This is a genomic window from Phyllobacterium zundukense, from assembly GCF_002764115.1.
GTDB lineage: Bacteria > Pseudomonadota > Alphaproteobacteria > Rhizobiales > Rhizobiaceae > Phyllobacterium > Phyllobacterium zundukense.
In genome coordinates, this window is the sequence record NZ_CP017941.1 from 160216 (window position 1) to 173119 (window position 12904).

The following is a 12904-nucleotide window of genomic DNA, read 5'->3' on the forward strand; positions in this document are numbered from 1 at the left end:
GCCCGCCTCACTAAGCCGCTTTGCTCCGTGTCGACATCCCGGCCAGGATGCCCTGGTTGCGTTGAACGAGCTGTGTAAGGAAGTCGGAAACGACGCGGATACGTTTGGCACGTCGCAGATCATTAGGAACAATCAACCATATATCTTCATCCTGTTGATACAGCGCAGGATTAACCCTCACCAAATTGTCTTCATCGTCCGCCGTTATGCAGGGGAGAATTCCGACACCCATTCCGGCTTTCACGGCGAGCACCTGCGCTTGGACAGAGTCCAATACCAGTGTTGCCAAGCCGCCGCGGGTCCATAAGCGCATTGCTCTCGGCAAGGCTGTGTAGGCCATGGGGTCGCCCCACATAATCAGGCGATGGCCGGTAACGAGGGTTGCGTTCTTTGCGATCGGATGGCGTTCCAGATAGGCGCTGGACGCATACAAACCGAAGGATATGCCGCCGACACGTTTGACAGCGTAAGGTCCTTGTTCCGGCCGGCAAAGCCGCAAGGCGATATCGGCTTCGCGTTGTGGCAGGCGTGATAGAGACGCGTTGATCGCTATGCCGAGTTGGAGCGCTGGGTTGGCGTTCTGCAATGCTGGAAGATTGGGTATTATGATTTGGTTCGCCAGTGTTTCTATGGTTGCGATACGAACCATTCCGGATGGCTGTATATCGCGTTCTCCGAGATCATCCGCTATCTCAGCCATGCTCCCTTCAATCGCGGTGGCCTTTTCCATCATTTCCCGACCTTCTTCGGTCAACAGATATCCGTGGGTATGGCGTTCGAAGAAACGGGTTCCCAACGCGGCCTCCAAGGTCTCGACACGCCTGGCAACAGTGGATTGGCTAACGCCGAGTTGCTTGGCTGCGCCCGTCAGGCCACCATGACGGGCCACGGCAAGGAAATAGCGGATCTCGTTCCAGTTCATCTTTCTACTTTCAGAAAATCACATGCTGAGGATAGCCACATGCATTCATTGCTGGAATGCAATACACTATTCGGAACGCCGGATCGTAAATTGCCCGCTGACGAATTTTATATTTAAGACCGATTTATTCGAAACTGGATGGCAAACTCTCCTATGAAAAATGTTTCAACTGCGGGTATCGCAGCAGCCATATTTGCTTCTTTCACATGGTCGATGAATTTTGTCGCTCCCTTTGTGATCGGAGATTATTCGATCTTCGACCTTGCCGCATGTCGATTTCTACTGTCTGGGTTGATCGGGGTCATAATCCTCATTGCCAGCGCAAATCTTTGTCGTGGACTCACGCTACAGGATTGGTTTGTTGCAGGTGGACTCGGGTTCATCGGATATGTGGGCTATTTCCTCACCGTCATGGTTGCCGCCGTATACGCAGGCCCCGTGATCCCTCCAGCCTTTCTCGGGCTTGTGCCTGTTGTTCTGGCGATTGCGGGCAATTTTCGCGGGCGGAGCATCCCGTGGGGGCCTCTTCTGATTCCCCTTGCTCTGGCGGCGACAGGCCTGCTGTTGGTCAATGGCAGCGGTATCATGCAGGCGGATGTACAGGGAGAAAGGTCACTTGCGATCGGTATCGTTTTTGCCATTGCGGCGGTAGCACTGTGGACCTGGTTTGGGATCGCCAACCAAAATGCACTGCTGAAAAGGCCGAACATGGACGCACGCGTCTGGACGGCGCTGATGATGATTGGGGGAAGCATCCAGACATTGGTGTTTCTCCCAATTGGCTACGGCATGGAACTGTTCAGGGCTCCGGACATCGGCTTCGGCCTGGGGGCGATCCGCAATCTCTACCTGCCAGCTTTGATGTTGGCAGCAGTGGCCTCGATCGGCGGAGCGTGGGCTTGGACGATAGCGTCACAGCGCCTTCCAGTTGCGCTCGCAGGCCAGTTGCTGATGACGGAGATCGTTTTTGCGACCTGCTTTGGTCTGATGGTCCAGCACCGTTTGCCAACCATTGCGGAGGCCGCCGGAATGATGGTGCTCGTTCTTGGCGTTGTGATGGCAATCAACGCCTTCCATTCCCCGCGGCGACCCAGAGCTGCATAGGGCGTGGCGAGCCTGTTAAGGTGCCCTTTGCTGCCGGCTCGAAATTAGTAGTCGACACCGTAGCTGATGTAAAAATGGATACTCGTGACAGCGAAGGAGCTAACAATGGCTTTCAACACGCAACGGCTTCAGTTCGCCGGCCATTCCGGTGCAATCCTGGCCGCCCGCCTCGACCTACCCAACGGTCCTTTACGCGCCTACGCACTGTTTGCCCATTGTTTCACCTGTTCCAAGGATTTGGCGGCAGTGCGACGCATTGCAGCGGAGCTTGCGCGCGAAGGTATCGCTGTCCTGCGCTTCGATTTTACAGGTTTGGGATCAAGCGAAGGCGAATTCGCCTCGACAAATTTCTCTTCGAATGTTGCCGACCTCCTCTCGGCGGCCGACTATTTACGCCAATATCATCAGGCACCGTCGTTGCTGATCGGTCACTCGCTCGGCGGCGCAGCGGTCCTGGCTGTGGCAAAAGACATACCTGAAGTGCGCGCCGTCGCCACGATTGGTGCCCCGGCCGATGTTGGCCACGTGTTGAAGAACTTCGGAACGAGACTCGAGGATATAGAGAAGTGGGGTGCGGCCGAAGTCGATCTCGCCGGACGCAAGTTCCTTATTCGAAAGCAATTTGTCGAGGACGTGCGTGCACAGCGTATCAAAGACGCTGTTGCGTCCCTGAAAAAGCCACTTCTCATCCTTCATTCACCGCTGGACCAGACGGTCGGAATCGAGAATGCCAACGAAATCTTCCTTGCGGCGAGACATCCCAAAAGCTTTGTTTCGCTGGACAAGGCCGATCACCTGCTCACTAACCTTGAGGACGCGGCCTTTGCAGGACGGATCATTTCGGGATGGCTGACGCGTTATCTCGCCGCCGACGCACCGCAGGGCACCGAGCCGATCGAGCATGTACGCGTGATGGAAACGGGCGAAGGCAAGTTTCAGAACTCGGTTCAGGCTGGCAGCCATCGGCTGTTCGCTGATGAACCTGAAAACGTGGGCGGGCTCGATTCCGGACCATCTCCCTACGACTTCCTGTCGATCGCGCTCGGCGCATGCACCTCGATAACGCTTCGGCAATATGCCGACTACAAGAAGCTGACCCTCGGACGCGTCAGCGTTGACGTTTCTCATGCCAAAATCCATGCCAAGGACTGCGAAGAGTGTACGGAATCCGAGCGCAGCGGTAGCGGCAGGATTGATCGTTTCGAGCGCGTCATTTCCATCGATGGCGAGGTCACCGAGGAGCTTCGCGGCAAGATTGCCGAAATTGCCGACAAATGCCCGGTCGATCGAACACTCGAAGCTGTGGCAAAGATAAAAACTGTCGTGAGATCAGAATCCCGAGCGGCGGTGCGTTAGTTTCATGCCGCAGCCGCACGACGCTTTAGGGGGAGGATGTGAAGCGATAAATAATCTCAAGAAGTCGGTCGCATGACTTCGCGACGTACTGTTGAGGGCTCGTTGCAATTCCCAGCAGAAGACCGGATTGCGCAGATGACGGCGATGCGTACCAAACCGACAACGGCGAGGGAGCAAGGCCGAAGGCCAGTGTTTCCCGTACGATGGCTACGTCTGGCATGCTATCAGTGAACCGAAGCAGAGCAGCCAATCCAGCGGTGGTCACAGCAATCTCGTTTGCGCACGTTCCAAGATGTCGCAACAACGCGTCTCGTTGCGCTGCATATGCACGCTTAGTGCGCCGGAGATGCCGTAAATAGTGGCCTTCACTGATAAATTCTGCGATGGCAATTTGTACGGAAGGCCCAGGTGGAGGTGCTAAGCATGCGGCCACCTCCACAAAGCGAGACGCCAGACGTTGGGGAACAAGGACAAAGCCAAGTCGCAAAGTCGGGCTTATGGTCTTGCTGAACGAACCGATATGGATGACCCTCCCTGTACGATCGACCGAGGCTAGTGCTGGCGCGGCGCGCCCCTTCAACTGTAACTCGCTTAAATAGTCATCCTCGATCACCCACGCCCCTTCCTGGGCCGCCCATTCCAGAAGACGCAATCGTCGCGATAGCGATAGCGTAGCCCCAAGTGGGGCCTGCTGACCCGGGGTCACAACAGCGAGCCCCGCGTCCGGCGCGCATCTCAGGCCGTAGTCAACATCGATGCCCTCAGAGTCGACGGGGATGGGAATTGGCAACAAGCTCGCAAGCTCGAGCCCGCGTCGTGTGAACGGGAAGCCCGGGTCTTCCATCCATACCTTGCGCCCCTCGAGGCCGAGCGCGCGGAGCGCCAATCCGAGACCACTTGCAAAGCCGCCGGTGATAAGGATCTGCGAGGGCGAACATTCAATTCCGCGAGCGATGGCGAGATAGGCAGCGATCTCTCGTCGCAACTCTAGTTCTCCACGTGGATCCGGATACAACGGTGGCGCACTTGCTTCGGCGCGTACGGCATGGGAGCGAATCCTGGCGAAAAGCGTGGCAGGAAAAGTCTCCTTCGCCGGCACGCCCATCTGGAAGATTGCCGGACCCGAGATCATCTCCAGATAAGTCTCCATGAAGGAGCCAGCCTCAGGTGCGGGATCCGGTGGCACGGATAAAATCGGTCTTTCCGTTACGCGCGTTCCGGCCGCCCGCGATGCAACAATAAGCTGTGCTGCTGATAACTTATCGTATGCGGATCGCACGGTACCACGTGCGACGCCAAGTTGGACTGCCAGGTCCACCCAGGAAGGAAGGCGCGCACCTGCTGCCAACACACCGCTCTCGATGGCCTTAGTTATGCCAATGCAAATCTGGTCGGCCAATGGGGTCTTGGTCGTTCGGTCGAGTTGCAACTCAAGCGGCTTGGTCATTGCACCATGGTACATAATTTTTGATAGTTCTTGGTGCTTTTTACAGGACCAGTAGAAGAATATTTATAGCGGGAAGGAAAACACCTACAAAGGAGAAATACCATGAACATACGATCTTTCATCGGCGGAGCGTTCGCCGCCATCGCTATTGCCACCGCAATGCCTGCGGCCGCGCATGAACCCGCTGAAACAGTTACACCAAGCTTCGAGCAGGCCATCCCTAATATTCCTGGCAAATCAGTTCGTGCCCTGGTTGTGGACTATCCACCGGCAGGAGCGTCACTCCCGCACGAGCACGCAAAATCAGCTTTCATTTTTGCCTATGTCCTGTCGGGAGAAATTGAGTCGCAGGTGAATGATGAACCCAAGCGGGTCTATCGTGCCGGTGAAAGCTTCTACGAGACGCCGGGCTCGACACATCCTGTGAGCCGCAACGCCAGCAAGACAGAGCCCGCAAAGCTGCTTGCGGTGTTTATCGCTGACACCGACGACAAGGAACTGACTACCACCATCGGCACTAAGGAGTAAGAAAATGACCAACCGTCTGGATTACTATCAAATCGCTCCTGCTGGCGCGAAAGCGCTAGGCGGTGTCTACGGTTACGTCATGCAAAGCGGTCTTCCGCCCGTTTTGCTTGATTTGGTTTACCTGCGTGTCTCGCAGATCAACAACTGTGCTTATTGTCTCGACATGCATACCCGGGATCTTCTGAAGAAGGGTCAGCAGATCGAAAAGATCGCATTGCTTCAGGCGTGGGCGGAAGCCGGCAATCTCTTCAACGAGCGTGAGCGTGCCGCCCTTGCATGGGCTGAATCGGTAACGCGCGTAGCGGAAACTGGTGTGCCGAACGACGCTTACGAAGCTGCACGTGCGGTGTTCAACGAACGCGAGCTCGTGGATCTGACAATCGCGATCAGTCTGATGAACAGCTATAATCGAATGGCTATCAGTTTTCGAAATACACCTCACGCAGCGGTCGAACGATAGCTTGGTAGCAAGGCGTTCGCGGGTGCGGTGGTTGCGCATCCGCAACGCGAATTGCGTTGAGAAGGTCACTATTGGACCGAGCTTTGTTAGGGGCGAACCGTTGCCAGTATCACCTGCACCGAAAGGAAAGCAAATGTCGGGAGGTTCAACGAGTTTCTCAGGATTGGTGTGGCGCATCCATGAATTTGGCCAGCCGGATGTAATGCAACTGGAGTTATCGGACACCCCCGCTCCAGGCGCAAACGAAGTCATCGTTAAGGTACATGCGGCGGGCGTTGGCCCTTGGGACGGGTGGATTCGCTCGGGCAATAGCGCGCTGCCCCAACCCCTACCCCTTATCCTGGGCTCAGATATATCGGGTGAAGTCGTTGCTGTCGGCGCGGGTGTGGCCCAGTTCAAGGTTGGAGATCAAGTTTATGGAGTGACCAATAAGCGTTTCTGTGGCGGTTACGCGCAGTACGCTGTCGCCAGTGCTTCCATGCTTGATCGTAAACCGGAATCCATTGAGCACATCGCAGCAGCCTCGCTACCGGTGATAGCGGTGACAGCGTGGCAAGCGCTTTTCGATCAGGCCGGCTTGGAAAGGGGCCAGACGGTATTGATCCACGGGGCGGCAGGAAACGTGGGCGCATATGCCGTGCAATTGGCCAAAGAGGCGGGCCTCCAGACCGTGTGCACTGCCTCGCCAGACGACGTCGACGGTGTTGTTGCTCTCGGCGGTGATAAGGTCATCGATTATACAAAAACTCGTTTTGAGGATGAAGTTCGCGGAGTGGATGCGGTAATAGATTTGGTAGGTGGAGAAACGCAAACGCGATCATTCCAAGTGCTGAAAAAGGGAGGAAAGTTGATTTCGGCAGTTTCCGCCCCGGACCAAGCTCTGGCGGCAAAGCATGAAATCTTGGCTACGTTCTTTCTCGTCGACGTATCCACAGAAAGCCTGGGCCGTATTTCGTCACTGATCTCTCGAGGTGCCCTCAAGATGAACGTCGGGGCAACGTTGCGGTTTGAGCAAGCTCGGGACGCACACCTGATGCTCGAGGGTCAGCGGCCGCGCCCCAAAGGAAAAATCGTGCTCGTAACTGATGAAATCCCCAAGCATTAGCGACCTTCGCTACAGTGGCGCCGCGCACGTCGATGCATTTAGCGAAGTGACGTGAACGCGGCCCGCACTTCGGCGCTGAAGAGTTCGGGCTCTTCCCATGCCGCAAAATGCCCGCCTTTATCGACCTTGTTGTAGTAGATCAGGTTTGGGTAGGCCCGCTCAACCCAGTGTTCAGGTGGCCTATAGACCTCTCCAGGGAAAATCGTCACCGCAACCGGAACGGAGATGATGCCGGGCATTGCAGCGTTTGTGGCGTTCTCCCAATAAATTCGGGCGCTTGAAGGCCCCGTATTTGTCAGCCAATAAAGGGTGATGTTGTCAAGGATTTCGTCGCGGGTGAAAGCTCGTTCCGGTTCTCCGCGGATAAATACCCAGTCGGCGAGTTTGTCATAAAACCAGGCGGCCAGTCCAACGGGCGAGTCAGCGAGGCTATATCCAATAGTCTGAGGGCGCGTCCCCATGACGGCGGCGTAGCCAAAGCCCTTGCTCAGAAATTCTCTGGCCTCATTGAAAACCGTCTTCTCTTCGTCGTTGAGATTATCCGGAGCGGGATCCCCATTCTTCAGCGCTTTTCCGACTTCCGGCGGAATCGTCGTTGAACGCTCGATCCTGTTGACGTGAATGCCGAGGAGCCCCTTTGGTGCCTGTCGACCCATGCTATCGGAAATGATAGCGCCCCAATCTCCGCCCTGTGATACGTAGTGACTGTATCCAATACGTTTCATCAGGACGTCCCAAGCTCGAGCGATACGATCGGGATTCCATCCCGTACCCTGAGGCTTCTGCGAGAAGCCGAAGCCCGGAATGGACGGAAGGACAAGATGGAAGGCGTCCCGTGCGCTGCCACCATGTGCAGTCGGGTCGGTAAGCGGTCCAATGACCTTGAGTAACTCGAACATCGATCCAGGCCATCCGTGCGTCATGATGAGCGGCATCGCATCCGCATGGGGTGAGCGAACATGGATGAAGTGGATGTCCACTCCGTCTATCTCCGTTAAGAACTGTGGCAGCGAATTGAGCTTTTGCTCCGCCCTGCGCCAGTCGTACTCAGTCTCCCAATAGCGAACGAGCGCCTGAAGGTTGGACAATTGGACCCCTTGAGAGCGGTCATCGACGGTTTCCGCTTCTGGCCACCGGGTTGCGCCGAGCCGCCGATTCAGGTCGGCCAGCGCCTCTGCGGGTATATTGACGCGGAATGGCCGGATGTCATTTGACGCCAGAGCTTGAGCGCCCGTCTCGACGACCGCGATTTGGGACCCGAAAGCCGCTATGCTTGCAGCCACCGCTCCGCTGATGAGCAATGCCCGGCGGGTCAGAGCGGTCGGCTTTTTCGTTTGCTGATTAATCATCTCTGACCCCTAAATATTCTTCGGATTGTCCGAGCACCAAAGAACGGTCACTTAACCGGCTCGACGAGCGTTTTTCCCGTTTCGACGATGTAAGTCGCAAGCTCCGAGGCCTTTGTGTCACCGACGTTCTTGGCGAGGTGGACGACACCAGACGGAATGAACAAAGCCTCACCTGCCTTAAGAGTAATCGGTTGCCTGCCCTCAAGCGTATATTCCAGAGTGCCTTCGAGGACATACGCGATTTCTTCGCCAGGGTGCGAATGCTTGATTGAGACCGCGCCTGGTTCAAAGTCAACGCGAACCTGTACCGCCTGGCGGCCCTCCGCGCTGATGGCTTCCTGCAAAAGATCGGTGCGCGAAATTCCGTTCTGCTGCGCCATTGCGACATTCATTGTAAAGCCGCTGCCTGCGAGAAACATCGCGGCCAAAATCATCGGAGTGCGTTTCATCTATTTATCCTTTTCCTCGTCGGCGTCTCTCGACTGCGCGTGACAACACTACTCTGGTGCTCTTGGAGGGATGGTCTGTGTTATTCAGGCCCTACCGAAGCCAGCGAGCTCATTTGACCAAACTGTTGTACTGAGAATGTGTCTGGCTACATGGCCTTTTGTATCTCAATGTGTTCGTGTCGAAACATGCATCCCGATCACGCGAGCCACGTGAACGGGGTCGAACCTTTTCGCGATCGGCGCATTATCGAAGCGACTTGAAGCCGGCACGCACCTCTTGGGCGAAGAGTTGCGGCTGTTCCCAAGCAGCGAAATGCCCGCCCTTCTCTACTTTGTTGTAGTGGATGAGCTTTGGATAGGCACGCTCCGTCCAGCTCCGCGGGGCCTCGTACTGCTCGCCAGGGAAGACGCTCACGGCCACGGGGATGGAGACGCCCTTGGTGTTGAAAAAGCCGCCCTTGTATTCCCAATAGAGACGGGAAGCGGAGACCCCGGTGTTGGTTAGCCAATAGAGCGTGATGTTATCGAGGATCTCATCTCGCGTCAGTTCGCCCGCGGAGCTCTCCGTGTGGTCCAGAGCCATGGCGACCGCCGCGGCCGGCTGGCCGCCAGCATCATTGTGGTCGAGAAGCCATGCGGCCAGGCCGACCGGTGAGTCCGCAATGCCGTACAGGGTTTGCGGGCGCGTTGCCATCAGCCTTGCGTAGTCGACTTGCTTGAACGTCGCAACAAGCTGCTCATAAGCGCGTTTTTCTTCAGCCGATAGATCAGATGGCGGCGATCCGCCGGCCTGGAGAACCTTGTCGACATCAGCCGGTACAGTGGCAGGCATGTTGGTGTGGATGCCGAGCAAGCCCTCGGGCGCCTGCAAGCCCATCTGGTCGACGACAAATGCTCCCCAGTCGCCGCCCTGGGCGACATAGCTGGTGTAATCAAGGCGTTTCATCAGTTCGGCCCATGCCCGGCCCATGCGTTCGGGACCCCAGCCAGGCGTGGTCGGCTTGCCTGAAAATCCGTAGCCCGGCATTGACGGAATCACCACATGAAAGGCGTCGGATTCGCTGCCACCGTGGGCCGTGGGATTTACGAGTGGCTCGATGATCTTCAATTGCTCGAAAACCGAACCCGGCCATCCATGCGTGACGATGAGTGGCAGCGCATTCTCATGCTTCGAACGGACGTGGATGAAATGAATGTCCAGCCCATCGATTTCCGTGATGAACTGCGGAAAGGCGTTCAATTTCGCCTCCCCCTTGCGCCAGTCGTACTCTGTCGCCCAATAGCGCGCGAGCTTCTGCATCGTGGCAAGGGGCACGCCTTGCGAGCTGTCGTCTACGGTTTCCTTTTCGGGCCACCGTGTAGCTGCAATGCGCCGCCGAAGTTCAACCAGCTGATCTTCCGGAATCGATACGCTGAAGGGTCGAATTGCGTCTTGGCCGCTTGATGCCCCGAGCTGGCCGGGGAAAAAACTTATCACGCTTCCGGCGACCGCGGCTGCCAGCAAGCTGCGCCGTGTTATCGCCGGACCCGTAAACTTTTCACGCTGGTGGATATAGAGCAAATTCCTCATTTCTTATGCCTCCTTTAGTATGCATTTGTTGAAAAGAGACTTGCTCCGCTGATTCATAATCGAGCGATAAATGAGGTATTGTACGCCTATGCCTTAGTGCTGGCCAGCGTGGAAGACCAAAACCTTGTTGCCGTCGAGATCACGGAAATACGCGCAATACGGTCCATCCTGGTCTGGGCCGCGCGGACCCGGCCGGCCCTCATCAGTACCACCGAGTTCCAGTGCACAAGCATATACTTCATCGACATGGGCACGGGAACGTGCGCTCAACGCGACCATGTTACCGTTGCCGATGGTGGCACGGTCGCCGTTGTAGGGGTTTATCACGCCGAACTCCAGCTTGGTTGTTCCGAAGTAAACTGCACGTCCGGCCTGTTCGAGAATGCGGCCCACGCCGAATAGTGCGAACAATTTGTCATAGAAGTCTGTCGCGGTGTCCAAGTCGTTGGTTCCCACAACGGCGTGCCCCAACAATTGATGTATGGTCATATCTCATCCTTTGCGATTTGATTAATTTCGCCGTGGCCAATGGCTCTTCCGGCTCGCGGGATAAGGCGCGCTGTTCGTGTATGGATTGTTTCTGCTACCCCGTCAGATTGTAAGCAAATGCGGGAATCTGTCAGGCGAGATACAGTCTGATACGATTGATGACGCCAGGTTCAATGCCCGCGCTTTAGATCAGACGTCTGCGCTAACTGGCTAATGGTGCCAACCGAGAATGCTCCTTCCCCGGCGAGCAGCTGTCCCGCCATGTGTTTGGCCTGCCGTGCGGGCTCGGCGATGCGGGTTATCTGCGCGACGGCGAACGCTCCTTCGTGCAACAGGTTAATTTCGGCCGCGATCCGCTTCGGCTCGGCAAACCGCGCGGCGTGGGCGAGTTCCTCAAAATACGCGAGCACAAGGCGCTTATGCATTTCCGCAGCGCGGAACACGGGATTGGTGGGATCCTTATGCTCACCAGCCGCACTCACAAAAATGCAGCCGCGGAACTGTTTATCGTTGAACGAGGTTTCGAGGTAATCGAACGTTGCCAGAAGGCGCTCGACCGGATCGCTCGCATGCTGCCCGACAAAGGCACGCATGGCAGCGCGGTCTTCCTCGTCACGCCGTTCGAGGGCGGCCAGGATCAGGTCCTCCTTGGTTTCAAAGTGCCGGTATAGTGTCGTCTTGGCCACTCCACCCTCGGCGATGATCAGGTCGATGCCGGTCGCATGATAGCCGCGCTGGTTAAACAGCCTAAGTGCAGTGTCGAGCAGGTGATCCCGGATTTCTGAACGGCGCATCTCATCCTCACAAATGTTACAGATCTGTATCTTAATTTAGCGGCGGCTCAAGGCAAAGGCAAGGGCCATCCGAGCCGGATCTTGCGATTTTGCAAGAGAGACCCAACAAATCTACGATACTTGACTCTATAGGATACAACTTTGTCTTTTTTTAAGACTAGCAAAGGGCGCACTCCTGACCACGCTTGCAACGCTTCAGGCGCTTTGCCCTTTCTTCTCGTGCGAACCTAGCGATGCGGTTCCGATCCTGTTCAGCACGTCGCACCCCTCGTCTGAGAAACGGCCCTGTACTCTTCTGCACTGCAATTGGGAGCGAGCGATTGGCCTGCGATGGCATTACAGAGAGGAGCGACCTTCGAGGACATATGCAAATAATTTCAAATGGACCTTGCCAAACGATACAGATCAGTATACTTCTCTCACTATTCGATACAGATCGGTATCGTTTATCCCGCGTCAGCAGGGCGGATCGCCCAACGCGGACAACCCAGGAGAAGACAATGCCTCATGTTTCTATCCACGGCGTCGCGGCGTATCCAAGCGTTCAGGCCCGCGCCACTTTGCCCCTTGATCTAGTCGAGCGCTACGGCCGGATCATCGCCGCAGTGGGCCTCTATGCCTCGCTGGTTCTGATTTATACCTGGTTCGGTGGCATGAAGTTCACCGCCTATGAAGCGGAAGGCCTGACTGGCCTGGTCGGCAACAATCCTCTGTTGAGCTGGACCTATTCCCTGTTCAGCGTGCGTGACTTCTCAAGCCTCCTCGGTGTCCTTGAGCTCAGCATCGGTGCCCTGATCGCGGCACGGCTCCTCAACCCGGTGTACTCGCTCGTCGGCGGGGTGCTCTCGGCTGGGCTGTTCGCGACCACGCTTAGCTTCATGGTGACGACCCCCGGCGTGGTCGTGCCGGAACTCAGCTTTCCGGCGATCTCGGTCGCTCCCGGACAGTTCCTGCTCAAGGACGTCGGCCTGCTCGCCCTCTCACTCTGGATCGCCATCGACTCGCTCGCAGCGCTCCGCTCAGCCCGTGCCTGACCGAGCACGAGGGCGGAGCCCCCTCGGCTCGGCCCTCGTACCGATACAAATATGACAGCAACCCCCATTTTCAAACCGGCCGTGTCGGTCGGTTCAACATAAAGGAATACTCATGTTTGCGACCTATGTAATGTCGAAGATCCGCGCCCATCAGCGCTACCGCCAGATCACCCGCGAACTTATGCAACTCACCGATCGCGAGCTCGCGGATATTGGCATCTCCCGTTACGAGATCGATGTCGTCGCATCGCGCCAGAACACAGTCTCGTAAACCTCACTTCCTGAACACATTTTCCT

14 protein-coding genes are annotated in these 12904 nt (G+C 56.5%); 7 read left to right on the forward strand and 7 right to left on the reverse strand.

All coding sequences use genetic code 11. From position 1 onward, the window contains the following. Positions 1–10 precede the first annotated feature (10 nt). Positions 11–922, reverse strand: coding sequence for a LysR family transcriptional regulator (locus BLM14_RS20630; RefSeq protein ID WP_100001773.1), 912 nt, complete (start codon positions 920–922; stop codon positions 11–13). Positions 923–1075: 153 nt separating this feature from the next. Here BLM14_RS20630 and BLM14_RS20635 point away from each other — a divergent pair, with 153 nt between their 5' ends. Together BLM14_RS20635 and BLM14_RS20640 are read left to right on the forward strand one after the other, a co-directional pair. Beyond that, positions 1076–2026 (forward strand): DMT family transporter, encoded by a 951-nt coding sequence (locus tag BLM14_RS20635; RefSeq protein WP_100001774.1) that lies wholly within the window; start codon positions 1076–1078, stop codon positions 2024–2026. 105 nt (positions 2027–2131) lie between these two features. Continuing rightward, complete coding sequence (locus BLM14_RS20640; protein ID WP_100001775.1) at positions 2132–3382, forward strand: bifunctional alpha/beta hydrolase/OsmC family protein; 1251 nt, start codon at positions 2132–2134, stop codon at positions 3380–3382. Positions 3383–3407: 25 nt separating this feature from the next. Here BLM14_RS20640 and pdxR read toward each other — a convergent pair whose 3' ends face one another. After that, positions 3408–4829 carry a MocR-like pyridoxine biosynthesis transcription factor PdxR gene (pdxR, locus tag BLM14_RS20645; protein ID WP_100002169.1) on the reverse strand — a complete coding sequence of 474 codons (1422 nt, stop codon included), beginning with the start codon at positions 4827–4829 and terminating at the stop codon, positions 3408–3410. 102 nt (positions 4830–4931) lie between these two features. On the opposite strand from pdxR, the gene BLM14_RS20650 reads away from it, so the two are divergent. From BLM14_RS20650 to BLM14_RS20660, 3 genes are all read left to right on the forward strand, one after another. Beyond that, positions 4932–5357 carry a cupin domain-containing protein gene (locus tag BLM14_RS20650; RefSeq protein ID WP_100001776.1) on the forward strand — a complete coding sequence of 142 codons (426 nt, stop codon included), beginning with the start codon at positions 4932–4934 and terminating at the stop codon, positions 5355–5357. A gap of 4 nt (positions 5358–5361) precedes the next feature. Then, positions 5362–5817, forward strand: coding sequence for a carboxymuconolactone decarboxylase family protein (locus BLM14_RS20655; RefSeq protein ID WP_100001777.1), 456 nt, complete (start codon positions 5362–5364; stop codon positions 5815–5817). A 133-nt stretch (positions 5818–5950) separates the two neighbouring features. Continuing rightward, the gene (locus tag BLM14_RS20660) at positions 5951–6922 is read left to right on the forward strand and encodes an NADP-dependent oxidoreductase (protein WP_100001778.1); all 972 of its coding nucleotides are present in this window, start codon (positions 5951–5953) and stop codon (positions 6920–6922) included. Between the two features lie 38 nt (positions 6923–6960). On the opposite strand, the gene BLM14_RS20665 is transcribed toward BLM14_RS20660, so the two are convergent. From BLM14_RS20665 to BLM14_RS20685, 5 genes are all read right to left on the reverse strand, one after another. Beyond that, positions 6961–8271: an epoxide hydrolase family protein gene (locus BLM14_RS20665; RefSeq protein ID WP_100001779.1), complete on the reverse strand. Its 1311-nt coding sequence runs from the start codon at positions 8269–8271 to the stop codon at positions 6961–6963. Between the two features lie 47 nt (positions 8272–8318). Continuing rightward, positions 8319–8720, reverse strand: a complete 402-nt coding sequence (locus BLM14_RS20670) for a cupin domain-containing protein (RefSeq protein WP_100001780.1) — start codon at positions 8718–8720, stop codon at positions 8319–8321. Between the two features lie 244 nt (positions 8721–8964). After that, positions 8965–10290, reverse strand: coding sequence for an epoxide hydrolase family protein (locus tag BLM14_RS20675; RefSeq protein ID WP_100001781.1), 1326 nt, complete (start codon positions 10288–10290; stop codon positions 8965–8967). A gap of 93 nt (positions 10291–10383) precedes the next feature. After that, positions 10384–10779: a VOC family protein gene (locus tag BLM14_RS20680; RefSeq protein WP_100001782.1), complete on the reverse strand. Its 396-nt coding sequence runs from the start codon at positions 10777–10779 to the stop codon at positions 10384–10386. Positions 10780–10949: 170 nt separating this feature from the next. After that, positions 10950–11573, reverse strand: coding sequence for a TetR/AcrR family transcriptional regulator (locus BLM14_RS20685; protein WP_100001783.1), 624 nt, complete (start codon positions 11571–11573; stop codon positions 10950–10952). Between the two features lie 500 nt (positions 11574–12073). On the opposite strand from BLM14_RS20685, the gene BLM14_RS20690 reads away from it, so the two are divergent. Next, on the forward strand, positions 12074–12607 hold the full coding sequence (locus tag BLM14_RS20690) for a YkgB family protein (protein WP_100001784.1): 534 nt from the start codon (positions 12074–12076) through the stop codon (positions 12605–12607). A 112-nt stretch (positions 12608–12719) separates the two neighbouring features. After that, positions 12720–12878, forward strand: coding sequence for a DUF1127 domain-containing protein (locus BLM14_RS20695; protein ID WP_100001785.1), 159 nt, complete (start codon positions 12720–12722; stop codon positions 12876–12878). Positions 12879–12904 lie beyond the last annotated feature (26 nt).

Excerpts from the sequence above, each read along its gene's own strand:
- BLM14_RS20630 (WP_100001773.1), bottom strand. The coding sequence starts at position 922 with ATGAACTGGAACGAGATCCGCTATTTCCTTGCCGTGGCCCGTCATGGT.
- BLM14_RS20635 (WP_100001774.1), top strand. The coding sequence starts at position 1,076 with ATGAAAAATGTTTCAACTGCGGGTATCGCAGCAGCCATATTTGCTTCT.
- BLM14_RS20640 (WP_100001775.1), top strand. The coding sequence starts at position 2,132 with ATGGCTTTCAACACGCAACGGCTTCAGTTCGCCGGCCATTCCGGTGCA.
- pdxR (WP_100002169.1), bottom strand. The coding sequence starts at position 4,829 with ATGACCAAGCCGCTTGAGTTGCAACTCGACCGAACGACCAAGACCCCA.
- BLM14_RS20650 (WP_100001776.1), top strand. The coding sequence starts at position 4,932 with ATGAACATACGATCTTTCATCGGCGGAGCGTTCGCCGCCATCGCTATT.
- BLM14_RS20655 (WP_100001777.1), top strand. The coding sequence starts at position 5,362 with ATGACCAACCGTCTGGATTACTATCAAATCGCTCCTGCTGGCGCGAAA.
- BLM14_RS20660 (WP_100001778.1), top strand. The coding sequence starts at position 5,951 with ATGTCGGGAGGTTCAACGAGTTTCTCAGGATTGGTGTGGCGCATCCAT.
- BLM14_RS20665 (WP_100001779.1), bottom strand. The coding sequence starts at position 8,271 with ATGATTAATCAGCAAACGAAAAAGCCGACCGCTCTGACCCGCCGGGCA.
- BLM14_RS20670 (WP_100001780.1), bottom strand. The coding sequence starts at position 8,720 with ATGAAACGCACTCCGATGATTTTGGCCGCGATGTTTCTCGCAGGCAGC.
- BLM14_RS20675 (WP_100001781.1), bottom strand. The coding sequence starts at position 10,290 with ATGAGGAATTTGCTCTATATCCACCAGCGTGAAAAGTTTACGGGTCCG.
- BLM14_RS20680 (WP_100001782.1), bottom strand. The coding sequence starts at position 10,779 with ATGACCATACATCAATTGTTGGGGCACGCCGTTGTGGGAACCAACGAC.
- BLM14_RS20685 (WP_100001783.1), bottom strand. The coding sequence starts at position 11,573 with ATGCGCCGTTCAGAAATCCGGGATCACCTGCTCGACACTGCACTTAGG.
- BLM14_RS20690 (WP_100001784.1), top strand. The coding sequence starts at position 12,074 with ATGCCTCATGTTTCTATCCACGGCGTCGCGGCGTATCCAAGCGTTCAG.
- BLM14_RS20695 (WP_100001785.1), top strand. The coding sequence starts at position 12,720 with ATGTTTGCGACCTATGTAATGTCGAAGATCCGCGCCCATCAGCGCTAC.